Below are 16,843 nucleotides of genomic sequence, written 5' to 3'. Positions count from 1 at the left end.
GTCCAGGCACCGAGTAGGGGGTACGAGACGTGCAGATCGACAAGCTGCCGGCCATCGAATTCATGGTCAGTGCACCGACGTTGGGGGAGGATATCGCTCGACGCTTGCGACTGCTCATTCACAGCGGCGCGCTCAGCCCCGGTGATCGCCTGCCGTCCGAGCGTGAACTGTCTCAGCAACTCGAAGTCGGTCGAGTCAGTGTGCGAGAAGCGGTCCGAATCCTTCAGGCGATGGGATACATCGAGGTGCGGCGAGGAGCCACGGGCGGATCGTTCGTTTCGGAGTTGACCAGGCCTTATGAAGACTGGGTTGGCCAGTTGAAAGCGCGAGAAGCAGACATCGACGAGATCGTCGACCTCCGTATCGGGTTGGAAATGCGCACGGCAAGCCTCGCGGCGGTCCGGCGAACCGATCGTCATCTTCTCGAGTTGCTCGAATCCATTGAGCAATTGGGGGTTTCCGGAAGTCGGGGATCGTTCCGGGCTTGTGACGCCAGGTTCCACGGCGGTATCGCCAGAGCGGCGGGAAACAGCAGGTTGGAGGCCGCTGTGGTCGAGGCTCGCGGCGAAATGTTCGTCCCCGTCGATCATCTCGTGTTCGAAGACCAGGTCGAGGCTTCGAGGGTGGAGCACAAGGAAATCTTCGAGGCGATCAAGCGGGGCGACAGCGCTCGCGCGGCGGAGGCAATGGAACGTCACATTCTGCACGCAAAAGACGAGCTCAAACGCTTGGCGCTGCAGGAAGAAGGCTGACGGGAGCGCGACGAACGGACGGTTCGTCCCGTTTTTCGCAAGTAAAAGTTTTGTGAATTGGGTCCCGAATCGACTTCAATGGTTCTAACATCGCCCGTATGACCCATACTTCCGTCAATGCTTCACGTGATGCATCCGGCGATGACCGAACTCTTCGAGGCTCGCTGGGTACCGGCTCGATAGTCCTCATGGTCGTTGCCGCAGCTGCTCCCCTGACTGTGATCAGTGGTCTTGTGCCGCTGGGTATTTCCGGTGGCAACGGTGCGGGCTTCCCCATGACCTTCGCCGTGACAACCGGTGTACTTCTGCTCTTCGCCGTCGGGTTCACCGCGATGTCGCGTTACATCCCGGGAACCGGAGCGTTCTATCTCTACATCGGACATGGTCTCGGCCGTGGTGCCGGCGTCGGCAGTGCGATGTTGGCCCTCGTCAGTTACAGCACAGTGCAATTGGCCGTATACGGCTACCTCGGCCCGGCAATGAGTTCGTTGATCACCTCCTACGGTGGTCCGGAGGTGCCGTGGTGGATCTTCTCGCTCGCCTCGTTGGCTCTGGTAGCCGTCCTCGGATTTCGTCATATCGAATTGTCGGGCAAGGTGCTCGGCATCCTGTTGATCGCAGAGGTCGGGATCGTAGTCGTACTCGACGCTTTCATCGTCGCCGACGGTGGTCCGGAAGGCCCGTCGACAGCAATGTTCTCTCCGTCGGAAATATTCTCCGGATCCCCCGGCGTCGCATTGGTATTCGCGCTTGCCGGTTACATCGGGTTCGAGTCGACGGCGATCTTCCGTGACGAAGCGAAGGATCCCGCGCGGACTATCCCGCGAGCGACATACGCCGCCTTGATCCTCATCGGCGGCTTCTACGCTCTCTCCAGTTGGGCGGTTGTGACAGCCTGGGGCGACAAGGGTGCAGTGGACATTGCGGGTACTGACCCCGACGGCATGCTGATCACCACTGCCACCGACTTTGCCGGAACGGTGACAGCCCACCTGATTCAAATTCTGTTGGTGTCCAGTCTCTTTGCCGCAGTTCTGTCTCTCCACAATGTCTTGGCCAGATACATCTTCGTTCTGTCGAACACCGGCGTTCTGCCGGGCGCAGGTGGGCGGACGCACCGCGTGCATGGTTCGCCGCACATCGCGTCAGTGGTGCAATCCTGCTGTGCTTTGGTACTTCTCGGAGCTTGCATCGTCATCGGTCTGGATCCGGTGACACAGATCTTCGCGTGGTTCGCCGGCGTTGCAACGGTGGGGATCGTGGCTCTCATGTTGCTCACGTGCCTTGCGGTGCTCGTCTTCTTTCATCGTACGAAGGTCGATCAGCGATTCTGGCACACCAAACTTGCCCCGAGCTTGGGCCTTGTCGGGCTGATCGGATTCGCGATCGCCATTGCCGGAAACCTTCCGCTCCTACTGGGCGGCAACATTCTGGCCGTGGTGATGACCGGGGTGCTGGTGCTCGCGTTTGTCGGTGGATTCCTCTATGCGCGACGACGGAAGCAAGTGAGCTTCGAACTCCCGTCGTGAGAGGGCTTTCGGTGAAATGATGGGTGCACCCGCACTCGAGAAAGCAGGACTCCCATGACGTTCGCGGATCTGGACGGCGATGAACTGTGGAGTTACCTGACGGAGCGTTCAGGACTGCCCGGCCCGCGCGCGAACCTTGGGCTCATGCTCGAGTTCGCGCGCGGCGCCGATGACGGCGACATCCTGCTGGCAGCGGAGTCCGAGGACGAATACATCCGCTGCTGTGGGATCGTCGGGCTCGGATTCATCTTCGTTCGCTCGCACGAGCGATCCGTTCTCCGCAGCTTGACGGAGGCGACCACCAGTGCGTCGTGGCGCGCACGTGAAGCTGCCGCGATGGCCGTTCAGGCGATAGGTGACACGGATCCGCAATTATTGCGGGCGATCATCGAGCAGTGGTCACGGTCCGCCCATCCATTGACGCTGCGCGCAGCGGCTGCGGGGATCTGCGAGCCACGGTTGCTGAAGGACAAGACCAACGCTGCGCTGGCCGTTCAGGTGTGCCGAGACGCTACCGAGTGGATCGTCTCGCAACCAGCTGATTCTCGTCGCGAGGCCGACACACGGACTCTCCGGCAGGCGCTTGGATACTGCTGGAGTGTCGCGGTTGCGGCGGATCCGGAGAATGCCCTGCCGGCATTCGTCTCCCTGGGGGCGTCGGACGACACCGATGTCGTCTGGATCGTGCGGGAGAACCGGAAGAAGGCTCGCCTGCGCAAGGTGCTCGAAAGCTGACCCGTGGAACAGAGTCGTAGGTTATCCTCAGAATTAGAACCTGTTCTAACTACGAGGGGTAGACCATGGCACCGTCCGCAGAGGTAATCCGCAAGACCGTCGACGCCTACATCGAGACCGTTGCGACGGGCACTGCTGCCCAGGTTGTGGCCCTGTACGCAGAGGGTGCAACGGTCGAAGACCCGGTTGGTACCGACGTGCGCACCACCCGCGAGTCCATTCTCGAGTTCTACTCCGTGATCGAGAATTTCGACCAGGAAGCTCACCTTCAGACCCTCCGCATCGCCGGAAACGAAGCGGCATTCCACTTCTCGCTGATCACCAAGCTCGGCGAGCAGACCCTGACCATCGCACCCATCGACGTCATGACCTTCGACGACGACGGAAAGATCCTGTCGATGCGCGCATTCTGGAACCAGGAAGACATGATCACCGCCTGACATGACGGTCAAGACGATCGACGTCGACGGATTCCGTTGGCAGATCGACGATTCCGGTTCCGGGACAGCTGTGGTCATGTGCCACGGCTTTCCCGGCCTCGGATACAGCTATCGCCATCAGTCGGCAGCGTTGGCGGAAGCGGGTTTTCGGTCGATTGCACTCGACATGCCCGGTTACGGCGGCACTACCCGCCCCGACGCGATCGAGGACTACACCAACGACGCCGTCGCGAACCGGCTGATCGACCTACTCGACGCTCTCGGAATCGACAAAGCGGTGTTCGTCGGACACGATTTCGGCGCTCCGGTCGCGTGGACGACAGCGCTTCGTCACCCCGATCGCGTTGCGGGACTGGTCTCCTTGGCGGTTCCCTATGCGCCGGACAGATTCCCGGCCAAGCCCTCGACGATCTACGCCGCCTTGGCGCGAAAGCACTTTCTGCACATTCACTATTTTCAGGAACCGGGTGTCGCGGAGCGCGAACTCGACGCCCGTCCGAGTGAATTCCTTCAGCGGCTCTTCCACGCCTTGTCCGGGGCCTACCGGTACCTCGATGTGTGGAAGAACCCCTCCGAAGGAAACGGCTATCTCGACGTACTTCCCGAGGCGCCGGCGTTGCCGTGGTCGTGGCTCACCGAGGATGATTTGGATGTCTATGTAAAGGCCTTTACTGCAACAGGTTTCACCGGTGGCTTGAACTGGTACCGAGCGTATGACGCCAATTGGGAACGCAGCGCGGATCTGGACGGAGCGCACATCGAGGTCCCGACGCTCTTCGTTGCGGGCGCGGAAGACCCGGTCATCGCGATGAGCGGTCCCAAGGCATTGGACCGAATGAAGGACACCGTCCCCGACCTGCGGGGTGTACATCTCCTCGGCGGTGCGGGGCACTTCGTACAACAAGAACACGCTGCCGAGGTCAATGAACTTTTGATCTCTTTCCTTCGGTCGCTCTAGGCGAAATCGGGCCGAAGGTCTAGCGTTGCGCAGATGCGCACCAGGATCTTCGATCGCGGTATTCGGGTAGGTATCACCGGTGCTCTTGTTGCCGGTTCGCTTCTGGCTCTGGGCGTGTCCGGTGCCGCCGCCGCTCCGCCTTGCCCTGGATCGTCACCCGCCATACTCAGCGCCCAGATTCCGGGTGCTGCCCTCGAGGGTGTCACGGTGGACGGGCAAGGGCGCCTGTATACGACCGACCTGGTGAGTGGGCGGATCTTCCGCGTCGACGGGCCTGGTCAGGCCGCAGTTCCGATCGCGACGGTTCCCGGCGGTGCGGGCGCACTCGCGTGGAGCACGGACGGTTCACTGCTGGTGGGTACCGGAGCAAACGCCGGCGTGCTGATCGGCGATCTGACGCGTGCTGCGTCGGTCGCGCGGGTGGACGTGAACTCGGGCGCCGTGACGCCGATAGCCGGTGGTCTGAGCGCTGCAAACGGCCTTGCTGTCGCGCACGACGGGACGATCTACGCCACCAACGATTTCGGTTCGCTGATCGGAAAGGTCAGCCCGAATGGTTCCGTCGACCCGGCGTGGGCAACCTTCCCGAGTGCAAACGGCGCTGCCCTGAGCGCCGATAATCGCTGGCTCTACGTTTCGCGCACGTTCGCAAACCCGGGTGTCAGCCGCATCTCCGTGGACAATCCGGTTTATTCGGAGTCGTTGGTCGATCTCGGTGGTTTCGAAACCTTTTCTGCCCCAGATGGTTTGACCTTGGACTCGCGAGATCGCGCAATTATTCCCACGGACATCAGTGGTGAGGTGTGGCGGATCGACGGACCCGGCCAGTACTGCTCGCTCACCAGCGGACTGCAAGCGTCGAGTGTGTTGACCTACGGGCGTGGCAATTCCGGGTTCGCGGCCGGGCATCTCTACCGCGCCGGGTTCGACGGAAAGATCTTCGAGATTCCGGCCGGCTTCGACGCGGGCGCCCAGGCCGCAACCCCCTGACGCGACACCCTGACGCGACTTACCCACTACTGATGCCGGGACTGCCGGAATCGTCCATACTGGTCTGCATGGCGGAAACGAGTGAGATCGACGAGGCCGAAGTGGCCCTTCCCGCGATACCGCAGCCGTTGCTGACCCCGCTCACGGAAGCTGCGATCTTCCTGGTCTTCACCATCGACGAGGGTGGTGAGCAGGCAGTTCACGACGTTTTGGCGGATATTTCCGGGCTGCAACGCTCGATCGGATTCCGGGTTCCCGCCGGTGGCTTGGCTGCCGTCGTCGGCATCGGTTCGGATGCGTGGGACCGACTTTTCGACGGTCCACGGCCGGCGGAATTGCATCCGTTCGTCGAGTTGACCGGTGACAAACACCACGCCCCGCGCACGCCGGGCGATCTGTTGTTTCACATCCGGGCCCGTCAGATGGACCTGTGCTTCGAGTTCGCCACGGTCGTGACCAACAGGTTGGCCGGGGCCGCGTCGGTGATCGACGAGGTCCACGGGTTCAAGTATTTCGAGCAACGCGACCTCATGGGTTTTGTCGACGGTACCGAGAACCCGTCCGGGCAGGCCGCTTACGTCGCGGTCACCGTCGGTGACGAGGATCCGGATTTCGCAGGCAGCAGTTACGTCATCGTCCAGAAGTACCTCCACGACATGTCGGAGTGGAACTCCCTGCCCGTCGAGGAGCAGGAGAACGTCATCGGACGCTCCAAGCTCGAAGATCTCGAGATGGACGACGACACCAAGCCGGCCAACTCCCACACCGCACTCACCGTCATCGAGGACGAATCCGGTGAGCAGATCCAGATTCTGCGGGACAACATGCCGTTCGGCCACGTCGGCTCCGCTGAGATGGGTACCTATTTCATCGGTTACTCGGCGTCGCCGACGGTCACCGAGCAGATGCTCACCAACATGTTCATCGGGAATCCCGTCGGCAATTACGACCGCATTCTCGATTTCTCCACCGCCGTCACCGGAATCAATTTCTTCGTTCCGACGGCGGACTTTCTCGACGATCCCCCGGACTTGCCGACCAGGCTCGTTCCCGAAGCGACGTTCACAGCGCCCATCTCTGACGGTTCTCTCGGAATCGGCAGCCTCAAAAGGAGTGCCCAGCAATGACAAACCTGCACCGCGACCTAGCACCCATTTCGGCAGCAGCCTGGGCCGAGATCGAGGAAGAGGCGAGCCGTACCTTCAAGCGTCACGTCGCCGGTCGTCGTGTCGTGGATGTGGAGGGACCGTCGGGTGACGATCTCGCGGCCATCCCACTCGGGCATCAGGTGCCGATCAATCCCTTGGCCGACGGCGTCATCGCACATGCTCGTCAGTCCCAGCCGATCATCGAACTGCGGGTCCCGTTCACCGTCAGCCGCCAGGCCATCGACGACGTCGAACGCGGCGCCAAGGACTCCGACTGGCAGCCCGTCAAGGACGCGGCCAAGCAGATCGCGTTCGCCGAGGACCGCGCCATCTTCGAGGGATACCCCGCAGCCAGCATCACCGGCGTGCGGGCCAGCGGTTCCAACCCGGAACTGAAGCTACCCATCGACGCCAAGGACTACCCGGAAGCCATCAGCCAGGCGATCACGTCGCTGCGCTTGGCCGGTGTCAACGGACCGTACTCACTGCTCTTGAATGCAGATGCGTTCACCGCGATCAACGAGACCTCCGATCACGGCTACCCCATCCGCGAGCACCTGCGACGCGTCCTCGACGGCGAGATCATCTGGGCCCCGGCCATCGACGGCGCTTTCCTGCTGTCGACGCGTGGCGGTGACTACGAACTGCATCTGGGCCAGGACCTGTCCATCGGCTATCTCTCGCACGATGCGAACTCCGTCGAGCTGTACTTCCAGGAATCGATGACGTTCCTCATGTACACCAGCGAAGCTGTTGTCTCACTTGCGTGAGAGCTTTCGAAACCTCTGATACCAGGGCGGGCGAGGCAGTTCGCCGATGTCCTGGAGATGGGCGACAAAGGCCTGGGCATCCGAACGCGAAGACGTCTTCGGCCGTCCGCCCGCCCACGCTGTGAACAACTGAAGATAACGATCGCCGAGGGTGTGGCGCACGACCGGAAGGTGGTGCGCCACTTCTCCTGCGCGCTTTCGGAGCAGTGCCGCCGAGACAACGGCGGCTTCGTCTTTGTCGAAGCCTTCGGGCAGTTCGCCACCCGCCACCAGTGCGCGAATCAGCGCCTCTTGACGCTCACCGAGCGTGCTCATGTGCGTGACCAGTCGGTGCCCGCGGTGATGCGATCCAGACCAGCTGCGTCGGCGATGGCATCGAGCTCGTCGAGCAATTCCAGTGCCGGCGGATAGTTTCCGTCGCGCTCGAGCATGATCGCGGGATGGTGACCGGCGGCGGTGAACTGCGCAAGGAGTTCCAGCACGGCTTCGGGCACCGGGTCGGTGTGCGTGTCGTGGTATTTTCCGTCGCTGAGACTGCCACCGGCGATGTGGCAGTAGGCGATTCGTTCGAGTGGCAGCCGGCTCAGCTCGGTCCAGGGATCACGCCCGCGATTGAGAGCGTTGGCGTAGACGTTCGCGATGTCGAGAACCAGCAGGGCTCCGGTGCGCTCGACGATCTCCGCGAGAAACTCCCCTTCGGTCAACTCGTCGTCCGGCCAGTCGAACAGGGCGGCAACGTTTTCGACGGCGAACGGCACCGGTAGACCGTCCTGAGTCCGGGTGATGTTGCGTACCAGGGCGTCGACGGCTTCGTAGGTGCGCGGAAGTGGGAGCAGGTGCCCGGCCTCGATGCCGCCTGCACGCACGAATGCGATGTGCTCGCTCGCCAAGGGAGCGCCCAGTAGCTGGGATGCACGCGCAAGGTGATCGATCCGTGCCTGATCTACCGCCTCGGCCCCGCCAAGTGAGAGCGAGATTCCGTGCGGGATCACCGGAACTCCCAGCGAGCCGAGGTGCGGCGGTATCTCGTTTCCGACGGATTCGGCAATGACTTCGCAGAATGCCAGGCCGTCGAGTTGCGCGATGATTCCGGAGACCTCGGGGCGCCAACCGATTCCCAGGCCGTGCAGGGTCATTCGAGTCACCTCCCGTGTGCAACTGCTAACGGCGACTATAGACGGATCAGCCGGGCAACCAGTTGGGTCCCGGACCGTTGCCTTCTTCGAAGATCAGCCACGTTTTGGTCGAGAGAACCCCGTCGAGTCCCTGGAGTTCTTCGAGAACGGTGTGGCGTAGTTCCTGGTTGTCCGGGGCTCGAACCAGCACCAGAACGTCGAAGTCGCCGCCGAGGAGGGAGAAGTGCTCGACAAACGGCAGGGCCTTCAAGGACGCCGCCAGACCTCGCCACGAGTGCTGCCTGATCGAGAGTGCCACGTATGCCGAGGAGCCGAGTCCGGCCTTCTCATGGGCGATCCGCGTCGTGAATCCGGTGATGATTCCGGCGTCCTCGAGCCTTTCGATGCGGACGTAGGCGTGAGCGCGGGATATGTGCGCCTTTTCAGCCAGTGCACGCATGGAGATGCGACTGTCTGCGACCAGTTCGGCGATGATGCGGCGGTCGATCGCATCGAGAGTGTGCGGTTCGGTGGCCATCTGTCCATTCCTGCTTCGGTAGTCGAGTCGGTTGATGGACATATTGCTGCCCGAATCCTCATGATAGGCCGTTTGTCTTGAATCCTCGACGCTTGCTGCCATTACGTCGCCGAAGTGCGAATACTGATGGACACAACGTCTTCTGGAGGTAGAAGTGACACTTGTCGAACCCTTGGGGGAACTGCGGTATCGGAAGTTCCTGCCGGCCGATTCCGCGGTGCAGTACCTCGACCCTGCCGGAGAACTGACGCGCAGCGAGGCCCGCTACGCGAAACCGAGCGACGATCGCCTGATCGCGATGTATCGAAAGATGTTCCTGGGCAGGCGTTTCGACCAGCAGGCGACGGCACTGACCAAACAGGGGCGCCTGGCCGTGTATCCGTCCTCGCGAGGGCAGGAGGCATGTCAGATCGCGGCAGCGATGAGTCTGGAGCCGAGTGACTGGCTCTTCCCCACCTACCGGGATTCGATGGCGTTGGCCGCCAGGGGTGTCGATCCGGTGCAGATTCTGAGCATGCTCGCCGGCGACTGGCACTGCGGATACGACCCGGTCGCACTGCGCAGTGCGCCGCAGTGCACCCCGCTGGCAACGCAATTGCTGCATGCAGCGGGGGTGGCCTACGGGGAGTCTCGACGGGGCTTGAACACCGTCGCCTTGGCGCTCTGTGGTGACGGCGCCACCAGTGAGGGCGATTTCCACGAGGCGCTGAACTTCGCCGCCGTCTTCAAGGCGCCGGTGATCTTTCTGGTGCAGAACAACGGATTTGCGATCAGCGTGCCACTGTCGCGCCAAAGCGCAGCACCGACGTTGGCGCACAAGGGCGTCGGCTACGGGATCGGCAGCGAGCAGGTCGACGGCAACGATCCCGTTGCGATGCTGGCCGTCATGGACGAGGCGGCACGCTTCGTCCGCAGCGGAAACGGACCGGTGATCGTCGAGGCACACACTTATCGCATCGACGCACACACCAATGCCGACGACGCCACCCGCTACCGCGACAGCGCCGAGGTGGAAGCCTGGCTCGGGCGAGATCCGTTGCCGCGTCTCGAAAAGTATCTGCGCGCACACGATCTGATCGACGACGCGTTCGTGGAATCACTGACCGCAGAGGCAGAAGCAGAGGCCGCCACACTACGCGCCGGCATGAACGTCGACCGCCCGCACGATCCGCTCGATCTGTTCCGGTATGTCTTCGCCGAGCAGACACCGCAATTGCGTGAGCAACAAGCCCAACTCGAAACCGAACTTGCCGCCGAAGCCGCTGACACAGGGGGACACTGACCATGCCCATGCTCACGATGGCTCAGGCCCTCAACACCGCGCTACGCGACTCTCTGGCTGCGGACGACAACGTTGTCGTCTTCGGTGAGGACGTCGGCACCCTGGGCGGCGTTTTCCGCGTCACCGACGGCCTCACCCGCGACTTCGGCGACGACCGATGCTTCGACACTCCCCTCGCCGAGTCCGGCATCATCGGATTCGCAATCGGCATGGCCATGACCGATTTTCGTCCGGTCGTGGAAATGCAGTTCGACGCGTTTGCCTATCCGGCATTCGAGCAGATCGCCTCCCATGTCGCGAAGATCCGCAACCGCACCAAGGGCGCGCTGTCGATTCCGATAGTCATTCGTGTTCCTTTTGCCGGCGGTATCGGCGGGGTGGAGCATCACTGTGATTCCAGTGAGGGCTACTACGCGCACACACCCGGACTGAAGGTTGTGGCGCCGTCCACGGTGGAAGACGCGTACTCGCTGCTACGTTCGGCGATCGAGGACCCCGACCCGGTGATCTTCCTCGAGCCCAAGAAGCTGTACTTCGCGCGAGCAGATGTCGACCTGACCGCACGTGAGCCGATCGGTCGCGCCGTCGTCCGGCGCCGCGGTCGTGACGCGACGCTCATTGCCTACGGTCCGTCCGTGGATGTTGCACTGAGGTCCGCCGAGGCCGCTGCAGCCGAGGGCCGGGATATCGAGGTGATCGACATCCGCTCGATAGTGCCGTTCGACGACGAGACGGTCACCGCATCGGTGCGAAAGACCGGACGCTGCATCGTCATCCAGGAAGCGCAAGGTTTTGCCGGTGTGGGTGCAGAAATTGCTGCCCGAGTGCAGGAACGGTGTTTCCACCATCTCCATGCCCCGGTGCTCCGGGTCAGCGGCTTCGACATCCCCTACCCCGCTCCCAAGCTCGAGCGTCACCACCTGCCCAGCGTCGACCGTGTCCTGGACGCCCTCGACCGTCTGCAGTGGAACGACACTCCGGACACCCGTTGGGCGGTGACGGCATGAGCAATCAGGTTTTCATGCTCCCCGACCTCGGCGAAGGACTGGCGGAGGCCGACATCGCGGAGTGGCACGTCAAGGTAGGCGACGTGGTTACCATCGATCAGATCGTCGTCGAGGTGGAAACTGCGAAAGCTGCTGTGGATGTGCCCATCCCGTTCGCCGGGACCGTGATCGAACTACACGGCAAAGACGGAGACACCCTGAAGGTGGGCACACCGCTGATCACTGTGAGTGGTGGCGAGAGTGTCGACGCGGTCGTTTCGGCCAACCACGAGCGCTACCGCGAAGAGGAACGCGCCGGTTCGGGCAACGTCCTGATCGGCTACGGCACCAGCGAGGATGCTCCTCTGCGCCGCCGCAGAGCGGCTCCGTCGGTACGTGTGATCTCGCCGATTGTTCGTAAACTGGCCTCTGACAACAGTATCGACCTAGCCACGATTTCCGGATCGGGCGCTGGCGGAGTCATCACGCGCGCCGACGTCGAGGCCGGGGCAAACTTCGGCCCGGAAACGGAAACGTCACACGCGACCGACCAAAGAATTCCGATCAAGGGGCTACGCAAGGTAGTTGCCGACAAGCTGTCCACCAGCCGCCGCGAGATCCCTGACGCGACAACCTGGGTCGACGTCGACGCCACCGAACTGTTGGCGGCGCGAGCCGAGATCAACAAGTCACTGCCCGATTCCGACAAGATCAGCCTGATGGCGCTCCTGGCTCGGCTGACCATCGCGGCGTTGGCGCAGTACCCCGAACTGAACTCGTCGGTCGATACTGCTCGAGGCGAGATCGTTCGACACGCCCGCACCCACCTGGGGATCGCCGCGCAGACACCGAAGGGATTGATGGTACCGGTCATTCGAAATGCGGACGCCCTGAGCACCGTCGAACTCGCACAAGCACTTCGGGTGACCACCGACCTTGCGCGCGACGGCAAACTCGAACCCGCCCGCCTGACCGGCGGCACGTTCACGCTCAACAACTACGGGGTATTCGGGGTCGACGGATCGACTCCGATCATCAATCACCCCGAGGCGGCAATTCTGGGGATCGGACGCATCATCGACAAGCCGTGGGTCGTGAACGGCGAGTTGACCGTTCGTAAGGTCACTCAGATCTCGTTGAGCTTCGACCACCGCGTCTGTGACGGAGGCGAAGCCGGCGGATTCCTCAGGCTGTTCGGTGACTACATCGAGAACCCGATCCGCGTCCTGGGAAGGCTCTGATGACCAAGGCTCCGATGACAACTGCAGAACCCCACAGCGACGTCGTGATCCTCGGTGGAGGATCGGGCGGCTATGCCTGCGCCATCCGCGCCGCTCAACTCGGATTGTCGGTCACGCTGATCGAAGCGGACAAGGTCGGCGGAACGTGCCTGCACCGCGGATGCATCCCGACCAAGGCACTGCTGCATTCCGCCGAGGTGGCCGATTCGGCACGCACCAGTGAGCAATTCGGTGTCCGGGCATCTTTTGCCGGCATCGACGTCGCGCAGGTGCACGACTACAAGAACGGGACAGTCGAGCGGCTGTACAGCGGTCTGCGAGGCTTGTTGGCGCAACACAAGATCACCATCGTCAACGGATACGGGACGTATGTCGGTGGGCGAAGCATCGACGTCGACGGAACCCGCTACACCGGAACATCACTCGTTCTGGCCACCGGCTCGTATCCGCGGGAACTCCCCGGCATCGAACTCGGCCGACGGATCGTCACCAGCGACCAGGCACTCGAACTCGACCGGGTGCCCACCAGCGCAACGGTACTCGGTGGCGGTGTCATCGGCGTCGAGTTCGCAAGCCTCTGGCGCTCGTTCGGCGCCGAAGTAACGATCGTCGAGGCACTCCCCCGACTGATCGCCGCCGAGGATCCGTGGTCGTCGAAGCAGCTGGAGCGGGCATACCGGAAACGTGGAATCGTCTGTAAGACAGACACAAAGGTCGATTCCGCGAAAGAAGCAGCCGGTTCCGTCCGCATCGAACTAAGCGACGGAACGATACTCGACACCGACCTACTGTTGGTCGCCGTCGGCCGCGGACCTCGCACGGACGGTAACGGTTTCGAAGAACGCGGAATCAGCCTCGACAAGGGATTTGTCGTCACCGACGAACGCCTCCGTACGTCCGTGGACGGTGTGTACGCGGTCGGCGACATCGTGCCCGGTCTTGCGTTGGCGCACCGAGGTTTCCAACAAGGAATCTTTGTGGCTGAACAGATTGCCGGCAAGGATCCGATACCGGTCGCCGAACACCTGATTCCTCGCGTGACGTACTCACATCCCGAAGTTGCATCGGTCGGGCTCGGCGAAGAGGTGGCGCGCACGCAGTACACCGACGTCTCCACCGTCATCTACGACCTGGCAGGTAACGGCAAGAGTCAGATCCTGCGAACTACCGGCGGAATCAAAGTGATTCGAAGCGGAACGAAAGGCCCTGTTGTCGGAGTTCACCTGGTGGGAGACCGCGTCGGCGAACTGATCGGTGAGGCGCAGTTGGCCGTTGCCTGGGAAGCACTTCCCGATGAAGTGGGGCGTTTCATCCACGCGCACCCCAGTCAGAACGAAGCGTTGGGCGAGGCCATGCTCGCACTCGCGGGAACACCACTGCACGCCCACAACTGACCCGGAGACAGAAAAGGAGATTCAATGAGTATCGACGACGAACTGCGCTGGGACGGTGAACTGACCGTCACACGCCATGATCGGGAGACCGGCACGACTTTCGTGATTCGAATCGACTCCACCCGTCTGGGACCGGCGTCGGGTGGCACGCGGGCCGCTCACTATCCCTCCATCGGTCACGCATTGGCGGACGCCGGGAAGCTGTCCGGCGCAATGACTTTAAAGATGGCGGTCTCCGATCTGCCGATGGGTGGCGGGAAGTCGGTAATAGCGCTACCTGCACCGCGCAATCAGATCGACGCCGCAACCTGGACCCGTATCCTCGACATCCACGCCGAGAACATCGACAAGCTCGAAGGAAACTACTGGACTGGTCCTGACGTCAACACCAACTCTTCCGACATGGATCAGCTCAGCCGCACCACCAAATACGTCTTCGGGCGTTCGGTCGGCAACGGTGGCGCCGGTTCCAGCGCGCACGCCACCGCTCTGGGTGTGTTCGAAGCGATGAAGGCCACGGCGCGTCGCCGAGGACTCGGAACACTCGACGGCCGAACGGTACTGGTACAGGGGCTCGGCGCCGTCGGCGGCGACGTCGTCCGTCTCGCAGCGCAGGCTGGCGCACGTCTGCTGGTTGCCGATACGGACCCGCAGCGCCTCGAGGCGGCTTCTCTCGCGGGGCACACGGTCGTTCCTGCCGGCGAGGTCCTCCGAACACCGTGTGACCTCTTTGCCCCCTGCGCGATGGGAGGCATCATCGATTTCGCTGCGGCTGCGTCGATTCCGACTCTGGCCGTGGCGGGCGCAGCAAACAACATCTTGACCGATGCCGCTGCCGGTGAGGTTCTGCGAGACCGCGGGGTTCTCTGTGCCCCTGATTTCGTCGCGAACGCAGGCGGAGCCTTTCACCTCGTGGGGCGAGAAGTCTTGGGGTGGAACGAAGACGACGTCGTCGAACGAACCCGCGGGATCGGTCGAACCTTGGACGAGGTGTACTCGTTGAGCGAGGAACGTGGCATCACTACCGAGGCCGCAGCGCTTATGCTCGCCCGGGCGCGGCTATCCCCCGCATCCACCGCCGCCGCCACATCCGCCACCCCCGCTGCAGCTGCCGCCTCCCCCGTCTGAACCGCCACCGTCCGAACCCCCGCTACTTCCGCTGCCGTCGGCACCGATTCCGGCGGCGGAGGCCAAGGCGGGATTGATCATCAGCATCGCCGAACCGGCGAAGAGAGCAGCGGACATTCCCGCCAAACGCGGTCCGTAGGCGGAGAAGGCAGGCTTGTTGCGCGGGGACAGGTAGGCGTGTGCCGTGGTCAGTTCCGAACGTGCCGCCTTGCCAGAGGTGGTTCGATCGAAGTTGAGCCCGAGCAGCGGGATGCTGAACCCGGTGACGAGTACGGCGAGAATCAGAAACTCGACGGGCTTGTCGTTGTGCAGTCCGAAAGCAATGCGGACGATACCCACGGCCACCAGGATCTTCAGCGGAACTGTGGAGAGAAAGATTGAACGCCTGGCGCTGTCGGAGGTCAGGTATCCCCGGTCCGCCAAAGAGTTTCGTAGGCGAGCTGTTTCCACCGTCATACGCTCGGCGAGTTGGCGCCGACGATGGGGTAGAGCCTGCTGGGCCAGGCGCTGGTACACGGTGAGGGTGTACAAGTCCAGGGTCTCGTCGCCAGGGCCCAACGGGCGCAGGACAGCGCCGTCGGTGGTGATCAGGTCAGCGCTACGCAGGATTGCCAATGATGCTGCGATGGCGCGTGACTCGCCGGTGAGCATTCCGACTTCTGGAGGCGTCAGTTGCTCGGCGGAATACCCGTGCTCGGTTGAGTACCCGTGCCGGGGTGCCCGGATCATCAGACGCCACCCCAGAGTGAGAACCATGAGCGTGGCCGAAACGGCTATGTAGCCGTAGAGGAAATCCTCGCTGGGGATCCCCCAAGTGTCGGCTGCATGCGTGCTCATCCCCCACACCCCCCGCCGCCGCAACTGCTCCCACTGCCGCCACCGCCGTCCGAACCGGATGATCCGGATGAGGAGCCACAACTGTAGTAGCTCGAACTTCCGCCACCCGGGCTGTACGCGGCGCCCGCAGCTACCGCTCCCGCCAGCGCCGGATCGATCAGAACCAGAGCGCCCGCACCGAAGAGCGCCGCCGAGAGCCCGGCGAGCGAGGGACCGTAGCTCGTGTACGCGGGCCGCAGTTTCGGTGAGAGGTACGAGTTTTCGTGCTTGAGTCGTCGAAGCTCGCTGTCTCCCAAAGCTGTCCGACGACGCTTGATGCGAAGAAGTGGAATCATCAGAGCGAGAACGATGATGGTGAGGAGCAGGAACCCGACCGGCTTACCGCCGGCGATTCCGGCGACGAGACGGACCAAGCCGAGAGCAATTACCGCCACGATCGGAACGGTCCGAAGGGCAGCGGTCAGACCGTCCTGCTGGCGTTGCAAATATCCCTCGTCGATCAACGTCGTACGTAGTTGTGCGAGTGCGATGTTCAGCCGTCCCATCAGACGCACCTGCCGCAGCGGGACCTTTCCGTTGCCGAGTCGCTTGTGCACCGTACGGGTGAACCAGTCGAGACGATTCTTGTCCTCCGCAGTGAGTGCCAGCTTGGTCTTGCCTTCGGTGCTGATCAGCTCGGCGCTGCGCAGAATAGCCATCGACGCCAGCACCGCTTGGTAGTCACTGGTCAAGGCACCGATCTCGGGAGGAGTGAGCGGCCGACGGACAGCGTCGACGACCACCGGTGACCGGCGCGCAGTCATTCGGCTGTACAGCGAGAGTCCGATCGCGACGGCAGCCGCCACCAGGTACCACTGAAGGAAAGTCTGGCTGGGGATCCCCCATGTATCCGTATGATCATGCATCGCACACCACCTCTCGATGAACTCCTGAGACAAGTCCAGTCTCTTTGTCCGACAACTGATGTCAGTATCGGTCCAGTGCCCGGAAAAGCGATATC

The 16,843-nt window shown here is 62.6% G+C and carries 18 protein-coding genes; 13 read left to right on the top strand and 5 right to left on the bottom strand.

Annotated features, from left to right (window positions below; all coding sequences use genetic code 11):
- Positions 1–29: 29 nt before the first annotated feature.
- The 8 genes from A0W34_RS29075 (at position 30) to A0W34_RS29040 (ending at position 7,322) form a co-directional block, all read left to right on the top strand.
- On the top strand, positions 30–752 hold the full coding sequence (locus A0W34_RS29075) for a FadR/GntR family transcriptional regulator (RefSeq protein ID WP_021332595.1): 723 nt from the start codon (positions 30–32) through the stop codon (positions 750–752).
- A gap of 98 nt (positions 753–850) precedes the next feature.
- The gene (locus tag A0W34_RS29070) at positions 851–2,281 is read left to right on the top strand and encodes an APC family permease (RefSeq protein WP_051720950.1); all 1,431 of its coding nucleotides are present in this window, start codon (positions 851–853) and stop codon (positions 2,279–2,281) included.
- Positions 2,282–2,335: 54 nt separating this feature from the next.
- On the top strand, positions 2,336–3,016 hold the full coding sequence (locus A0W34_RS29065) for a hypothetical protein (protein ID WP_063315356.1): 681 nt from the start codon (positions 2,336–2,338) through the stop codon (positions 3,014–3,016).
- A gap of 65 nt (positions 3,017–3,081) precedes the next feature.
- Positions 3,082–3,456 carry a nuclear transport factor 2 family protein gene (locus A0W34_RS29060; protein WP_003942502.1) on the top strand — a complete coding sequence of 125 codons (375 nt, stop codon included), beginning with the start codon at positions 3,082–3,084 and terminating at the stop codon, positions 3,454–3,456.
- Between the two features lies 1 nt (position 3,457).
- Positions 3,458–4,414, top strand: a complete 957-nt coding sequence (locus A0W34_RS29055; RefSeq protein ID WP_064688072.1) for an alpha/beta fold hydrolase — start codon at positions 3,458–3,460, stop codon at positions 4,412–4,414.
- Between the two features lie 33 nt (positions 4,415–4,447).
- Positions 4,448–5,404, top strand: a complete 957-nt coding sequence (locus A0W34_RS29050) for an SMP-30/gluconolactonase/LRE family protein (RefSeq protein ID WP_081558714.1) — start codon at positions 4,448–4,450, stop codon at positions 5,402–5,404.
- A 68-nt stretch (positions 5,405–5,472) separates the two neighbouring features.
- Complete coding sequence (locus A0W34_RS29045; RefSeq protein WP_042447536.1) at positions 5,473–6,531, top strand: Dyp-type peroxidase; 1,059 nt, start codon at positions 5,473–5,475, stop codon at positions 6,529–6,531.
- A complete protein-coding gene (locus A0W34_RS29040) occupies positions 6,528–7,322 on the top strand; it encodes a family 1 encapsulin nanocompartment shell protein (RefSeq protein ID WP_003942478.1) in 795 nt (264 codons plus the stop codon). The genes A0W34_RS29045 and A0W34_RS29040 overlap by 4 nt, the downstream gene beginning before the upstream one ends.
- Here the strand turns inward: A0W34_RS29040 and A0W34_RS29035 are convergent.
- The 3 genes from A0W34_RS29035 to A0W34_RS29025 are packed head-to-tail and all read right to left on the bottom strand — an operon-like array spanning position 7,311 to position 8,975.
- On the bottom strand, positions 7,311–7,637 hold the full coding sequence (locus tag A0W34_RS29035) for a hypothetical protein (protein WP_030537467.1): 327 nt from the start codon (positions 7,635–7,637) through the stop codon (positions 7,311–7,313). The two genes, A0W34_RS29040 and A0W34_RS29035, sit on opposite strands and share 12 nt — an antisense overlap.
- On the bottom strand, positions 7,634–8,458 hold the full coding sequence (locus A0W34_RS29030) for a DUF692 domain-containing protein (protein WP_058037571.1): 825 nt from the start codon (positions 8,456–8,458) through the stop codon (positions 7,634–7,636). Before A0W34_RS29030 ends, A0W34_RS29035 begins: the two co-directional genes overlap by 4 nt.
- A gap of 46 nt (positions 8,459–8,504) precedes the next feature.
- Complete coding sequence (locus tag A0W34_RS29025; protein ID WP_058037572.1) at positions 8,505–8,975, bottom strand: Lrp/AsnC family transcriptional regulator; 471 nt, start codon at positions 8,973–8,975, stop codon at positions 8,505–8,507.
- Between the two features lie 154 nt (positions 8,976–9,129).
- Here A0W34_RS29025 and pdhA point away from each other — a divergent pair, with 154 nt between their 5' ends.
- From pdhA to A0W34_RS29000, 5 genes are read left to right on the top strand one after another with little or no spacing between them, the layout of a single operon-like run.
- Positions 9,130–10,257 (top strand): pyruvate dehydrogenase (acetyl-transferring) E1 component subunit alpha, encoded by a 1,128-nt coding sequence (pdhA, locus tag A0W34_RS29020; protein WP_081558713.1) that lies wholly within the window; start codon positions 9,130–9,132, stop codon positions 10,255–10,257.
- Positions 10,258–10,259: 2 nt separating this feature from the next.
- Positions 10,260–11,264 carry an alpha-ketoacid dehydrogenase subunit beta gene (locus tag A0W34_RS29015; RefSeq protein WP_081558712.1) on the top strand — a complete coding sequence of 335 codons (1,005 nt, stop codon included), beginning with the start codon at positions 10,260–10,262 and terminating at the stop codon, positions 11,262–11,264.
- On the top strand, positions 11,261–12,484 hold the full coding sequence (locus A0W34_RS29010; RefSeq protein ID WP_081558899.1) for a dihydrolipoamide acetyltransferase family protein: 1,224 nt from the start codon (positions 11,261–11,263) through the stop codon (positions 12,482–12,484). Before A0W34_RS29015 ends, A0W34_RS29010 begins: the two co-directional genes overlap by 4 nt.
- Complete coding sequence (lpdA, locus tag A0W34_RS29005; protein WP_232329956.1) at positions 12,484–13,878, top strand: dihydrolipoyl dehydrogenase; 1,395 nt, start codon at positions 12,484–12,486, stop codon at positions 13,876–13,878. The genes A0W34_RS29010 and lpdA overlap by 1 nt, the downstream gene beginning before the upstream one ends.
- 24 nt (positions 13,879–13,902) lie before the next feature.
- Positions 13,903–15,006, top strand: coding sequence for a Glu/Leu/Phe/Val dehydrogenase family protein (locus A0W34_RS29000; RefSeq protein WP_081558711.1), 1,104 nt, complete (start codon positions 13,903–13,905; stop codon positions 15,004–15,006).
- Here the strand turns inward: A0W34_RS29000 and A0W34_RS28995 are convergent.
- Both A0W34_RS28995 and A0W34_RS28990 read right to left on the bottom strand, forming a co-directional pair.
- Positions 14,938–15,843, bottom strand: coding sequence for a TIGR04222 domain-containing membrane protein (locus tag A0W34_RS28995; protein WP_081558710.1), 906 nt, complete (start codon positions 15,841–15,843; stop codon positions 14,938–14,940). The genes A0W34_RS29000 and A0W34_RS28995 overlap by 69 nt on opposite strands.
- On the bottom strand, positions 15,840–16,748 hold the full coding sequence (locus A0W34_RS28990; protein WP_054186860.1) for a TIGR04222 domain-containing membrane protein: 909 nt from the start codon (positions 16,746–16,748) through the stop codon (positions 15,840–15,842). Before A0W34_RS28990 ends, A0W34_RS28995 begins: the two co-directional genes overlap by 4 nt.
- Between the last annotated feature and the right edge of the window lie 95 nt (positions 16,749–16,843).

The sequence above is a fragment of the Rhodococcus sp. BH4 genome (assembly GCF_002079265.1).
In the GTDB taxonomy this organism is placed as follows: Bacteria; Actinomycetota; Actinomycetes; order Mycobacteriales; family Mycobacteriaceae; genus Rhodococcus_F; species Rhodococcus_F qingshengii.
This window is presented reverse-complemented; position numbering and strand designations above follow the sequence as displayed.